5 protein-coding genes are annotated in these 4,385 nt (G+C 64.6%); 2 read left to right on the top strand and 3 right to left on the bottom strand.

Annotated elements, in window-relative coordinates; translation table 11 throughout:
* Positions 1–501: 501 nt before the first annotated feature.
* Complete coding sequence (locus tag ACWD4U_RS34510) at positions 502–1,107, top strand: transposase (RefSeq protein ID WP_363462241.1); 606 nt, start codon at positions 502–504, stop codon at positions 1,105–1,107.
* A 22-nt stretch (positions 1,108–1,129) separates the two neighbouring features.
* Positions 1,130–1,927, top strand: a complete 798-nt coding sequence (locus ACWD4U_RS34515) for a transposase (protein ID WP_363462239.1) — start codon at positions 1,130–1,132, stop codon at positions 1,925–1,927.
* A gap of 427 nt (positions 1,928–2,354) precedes the next feature.
* Here the strand turns inward: ACWD4U_RS34515 and ACWD4U_RS34520 are convergent, their stop codons facing one another.
* From ACWD4U_RS34520 to ACWD4U_RS34530, 3 genes are all read right to left on the bottom strand, one after another.
* Positions 2,355–2,780, bottom strand: coding sequence for a DUF4265 domain-containing protein (locus ACWD4U_RS34520; RefSeq protein WP_363462237.1), 426 nt, complete (start codon positions 2,778–2,780; stop codon positions 2,355–2,357).
* A gap of 139 nt (positions 2,781–2,919) precedes the next feature.
* Positions 2,920–3,156, bottom strand: coding sequence for an HNH endonuclease (locus ACWD4U_RS34525; protein ID WP_363462235.1), 237 nt, complete (start codon positions 3,154–3,156; stop codon positions 2,920–2,922).
* A gap of 21 nt (positions 3,157–3,177) precedes the next feature.
* Positions 3,178–4,385 (bottom strand): RHS repeat-associated core domain-containing protein (locus ACWD4U_RS34530; RefSeq protein ID WP_363462233.1); only part of this gene is annotated, 1,208 nt, incomplete at its 5' end.

Consider the following 4,385-nt stretch of genomic DNA (forward strand, 5'->3'; position numbering starts at 1 on the left):
CGCCCCGGCCCCCCCCCGCCGCGGCGCCGCGCCGCCCCCGCCGCGCCCCCCCCCCGCCCTAGGGGGCGCAAAACTCCGGTGATGCGGAGACGATCCTGATCAGGCGACAGTCGATATCGATGTTCTCGCGTCGCACGGCGGGGGTTCCTCCAGCCGCGGGCCGGTTGCGGCCACGGCTTCCGCGGCTCGGTGCCGTGGCGGGCGCGGGCTTGGTGGCGGTAGGTCCGCTCGGGCGTGGGCGGTGCGTAGGCGGCAAGAACCTCGTGGGCGGCATGCTCGCGTCGATGCAGATCACCTCGAGGTCCTCGAAGGGACGGGCTGGCCACCAGCAGCCCTTCTCCACACCGCGGCTTGACCGCTGCCTGCTCGAGTACCTGCATTAACCCTGGATATTCAGCCGGAGAGAGGGATCTGACGCAGGGTTAGAAGAAGGGTGCTTCTGAGCTGCGAGGATGTGAGTGTCGACGTCATATCCAGCAGAGAACCAGGGGCACCCTTCTGGTGAGCGAGCGTACAGGTTGGGACCGCGGGCTGTCCGTCACCGCGGACAGCAAGGGTCTGATCGGGCATGCCGGGGCAGTGTTGCTGCGTGCTTGTGCGGATCGCACCGGGTTGACGGCCGCGCTCGCGCGGGTGCTGCCGCGAGGCGGGACCGGCTGGCGTGACCGTGCCGAGGTGGTCGTCGGGTTGTCGACGGCGATCGTGCTGGGCGTGAAGAACCTCCTGGGAGCCGAGCAGCTCCAAGCCCACCAGCAGCCCTTGCTCGGCAGACCGCCGTCGGATTCCACCATGCGCCGCACCCTGGCCGGTGTCGACGAGCGGTTACTTGCCCGGATCGGCCGGGCCTGCGGCAGGGTCCGGCGGCATGTGTGGAACCTCCTCGCCGCGCGCCCCGCGGGCTTTCCCTGGCTCACCGTGGCGGGCAAGCGGTTGACCGGCTGGATCGTCGTCGACATCGATACCACCCTGATCACCTCCGCGTCGAACAAGGCCGGAGCGGCGGTGACGTTCAAGAAGACGTTCGGCTTCCACCCGCTGGGGGCGTGGTGCGCGAACACCACCGAGTCGTTGGCGATACTGTTGCGGCCGGGGCAATGCGGGCAGTAACACCGCTGCCAACCACGTCACCGTGCTCGCCGACGCACTGAAGCAGATCCCGAACTCCTCCCAGGCCAAGATCCTCGTTCGGATCGACGGAGCCGGCGCCAGCCACGACCTGCTGAACCACCTGGAGTCGCTGAACACCGCCCGCCGCACCGTGCGCTACCTCGTCGGCTGGAAGATGACCGACGCCGACGAACAGGCCAGCGCCCTGCTGCCCGCCACGGCCTGGGGCGACACCCTCAAGCAGGACGCCACCGCCAGCAGTACTGCGCACGTCGCCGAGCTGACCGGCCTGAACACCCGCCCCGACTGGCCCGAGGGGATGCGGCTGCTGGTCCGCCGGGTCCGCCCCAGCGCCCGGGACGCGAAGAAGCTGACCACCTTCGAGAAGAAGACCGGCTGGCGCTACCGGATCGCCGCGACCAACATCCGTCACATGTGGGGCATCGCCAGCTCCCACCAGCCCCAGTGGCTGGACGCCCTCGCCCGCGCCCACGCCGTGGTCGAGGATCGAGTCCGCACCGACAAGGCCATGGGACTGCGCAACCTGCCGTCCTCCTCCTGGGAGGTCAACCGCGGCTGGGTGCTCGCCTGCAACCTCGCCCACGACCTGGACGCCTGGACCCGACTGCTCGGGCTGCACGACATCGACGACCTGCCCCAGGCCGAGCCGGACACCATGCGCTACCGCCTCTACCACCTGCCGGCCCGGCTCGCCCGACACGCGCGCCGTCGCTGGTTGCGGATCGACCGCACCCGGCCCTGGCGTGAAGCCTTCCTGACCTGTTGGCATCGCCTGACCGCCCTGCGGGCCGTCACCTGACGGCCCGCCACCACCCCCACGAAGGCCAGGAAGGAGGAACCGCCCTACCCCGGGCCCGTGGAACCCGGCGCAGCCGCAGCGACACGCGAAGACCCCACCCCTCACCATGAGGGACAAATAGGGCGAACTGCCGATCCATCGGCGATGGATCACCCCTGACGAATCGAGGTCAAGTCTGCGGCCGGGGCCTCGAGTTATTGTTCCCGGCTGCTGGGGCGGACTCCGTGGCCACGAGCTCTGCGCAGCCGGATGTCAAGGACTGATGCTCCCGGTCCTCGATGGACTGCTCGAACACCTCGCCGCGCAGCGCCGATCAGCTCAACCGGCGCCCAACGCAAAACGCTCGGCTGGAAGCCTCAGCCGAGCGTTTTGCAAACATCATTCGACAGGCCGAGACCTCGAAATGGTAATCCTCGGCGTATTCATCCTAGGTGGACCTGAATCCCCTGGCGTCTGCCCACTCCCAAAATGCCGTTCCATTCCGAATTTCGCCCTGGACGGAATCGAAAACAGGCTGCATTGTCGAAATGTCTGGGACGTCAATCGCGACTTGGCGATCGCCGTTCCATTCGCTCAGAAGTCCGGCGGAGTCCACGGCATTACGTAGCGCTGATCGACTGTCCGTCGAAGGTCGAGGCTCTGCAAAGAAGACTCGGAGGACGCGGCGCCCCGACTTGCTGATCAAGCTCTCAATAAGGTCCGCCCTGCCCTTTCTCACCACGTCGCCCAGCGCAATGCCGTAGGTGTAAAACGGGATGCAGCAAACTTCAAATTCGCCTTCTTCGAGCTCTCGAAGCCAAAGTTGCTCGAGCATCCCCGAAAGGTCGAACGGGGCTAGATCAACCATGGCCATGTAGTGCTTCTCGTGTCTCCACGCGGGGTCCTCATGGCTGACGTAGGTAACTCCGTCAATCGTGACCTGCAAGATTCCCTCCGCCATCAATCATGAAATTGATTTGCGGCGGGCTGTAGCACAGCCCGCCGCATTTAATCTATGGGATAAATCTGGGGACTGCCACTGTAGCCTGCATGTTGGCTGGCCACCATGGAGGTGGCCAGTGTCCCGAATAGTTTGGCGGCGGATTTAGCGGAGCCACCCTGTCACGCTTAGAGCTGTTGCAGAATGTGCAAGCGGGCGTGGTGTTAGCATCCGACAGGTCTCCGCCATTAATTCGCGGCTGCACGTGGTCGATCGGCTTCGCGAGGTTCGTGCGGCAATATGAACACAACGGTTGGTTTAGCGGCGGATGCTATTGTACCCCAGTTCCATACTCTGCGCGCATGGTGGCTGGGACTGTGGCGTATGCACCTGGCCCACCGCTGGAACCAGCGGGAATGTCGTAGACCGACCGGCCGGGTATCGAACACCCTCCTGGAATTGGGTTGTTGATGTTGTGAACCAGGACTGGCGTGGTCCCAGCCAGCGCATAGTACGTGTGGAGCTGCAGGACAGTTAGGTTGTAGCGGTCGGCAACGCCAGGTGTATGCGTGATTGCCTTGATAGTGGCCGTGTGGCCGATGGTGCTTGCCAGTTGATGGCCCGGCTCAAGTTGTCCCGCCGGGATCCACGTGTGTGTGGTTGCATCCCAGAAGGGGTGGTTCGATGTGGTGTGGAGGACAGCGGATTCGCCATCGTCAGTGGCTACCGTGACGTCGAGAAGGTCGCTGTCATGGTTGATCCAGACGTGTTGTACTTCGCGTCCGCCCTGGTCCTGTCCCGTGGAGGGATCAGCTGACTCAACCTTGTCGCCAACGTTGAGCTCGCCGATTGGCTTAGCCGTCCCATTCTCCAGGAGGATGGGGGTTTCAGGGGCGAAGCTGCAGCCGCCGCAACCCCACTTGCCGGCCTTGGGGGATGCGATGTAGGCGTCGCCGAACGCGGCAAGCAAGAAGGACCCAGATGCGAATTCCGCATCCTCTGTGTCCACGCCATGCTCAGTCACCCACTGCAAATACATGTCCATGGGGTACGACTTGGGCGGGTTGGGGCCGCCCCAGTGCAGGAGGCGTTCCCAGCCATCATCAACGGAAACGAAGATCGCACCGACCCCCGCGATGAAATCGGTGGTTGTGCCGCCGCTTGTGTCTTCCTTCTTTTTGGCCGGTACGCAGGAATGTCCGTTGTAATGCGAGCTGCCGCAGCCGTGGAAATATGATTCCGTGTTCGCGTTGCCCTGGTTGATTGTGTCGGTGTTCTGCTGCTGGCAGCTTGAGTCGCAGTTGGCGCCCCCGCTCTGATCGATCATGAGCCCGGTGGGGTCGCTGAGGTTGACGGGGTTGTTGTTGCTGTAGGCGTAGCCGTTCCACTGTTGGGGATCGGCTGGGCCTAGGAGTGGGTCGGGGTTGAGGAAGCGTCCGAGTTGGGGTTGGTATTCGCGGGCTCCGAGGTTGGTGAGGCCGGTGGTGTCGTCTTTGGTGCCGTTGACGAAGCCGTGGTCGCCTGCCCAGGTGGTGGGTT

This window comes from Kitasatospora sp. NPDC002522, assembly GCF_053595195.1.

Coding starts and splice junctions, on each gene's coding strand:
- ACWD4U_RS34520 (WP_363462237.1), bottom strand. CDS start 2,780: ATGGCCATGGTTGATCTAGCCCCGTTCGACCTTTCGGGGATGCTCGAG.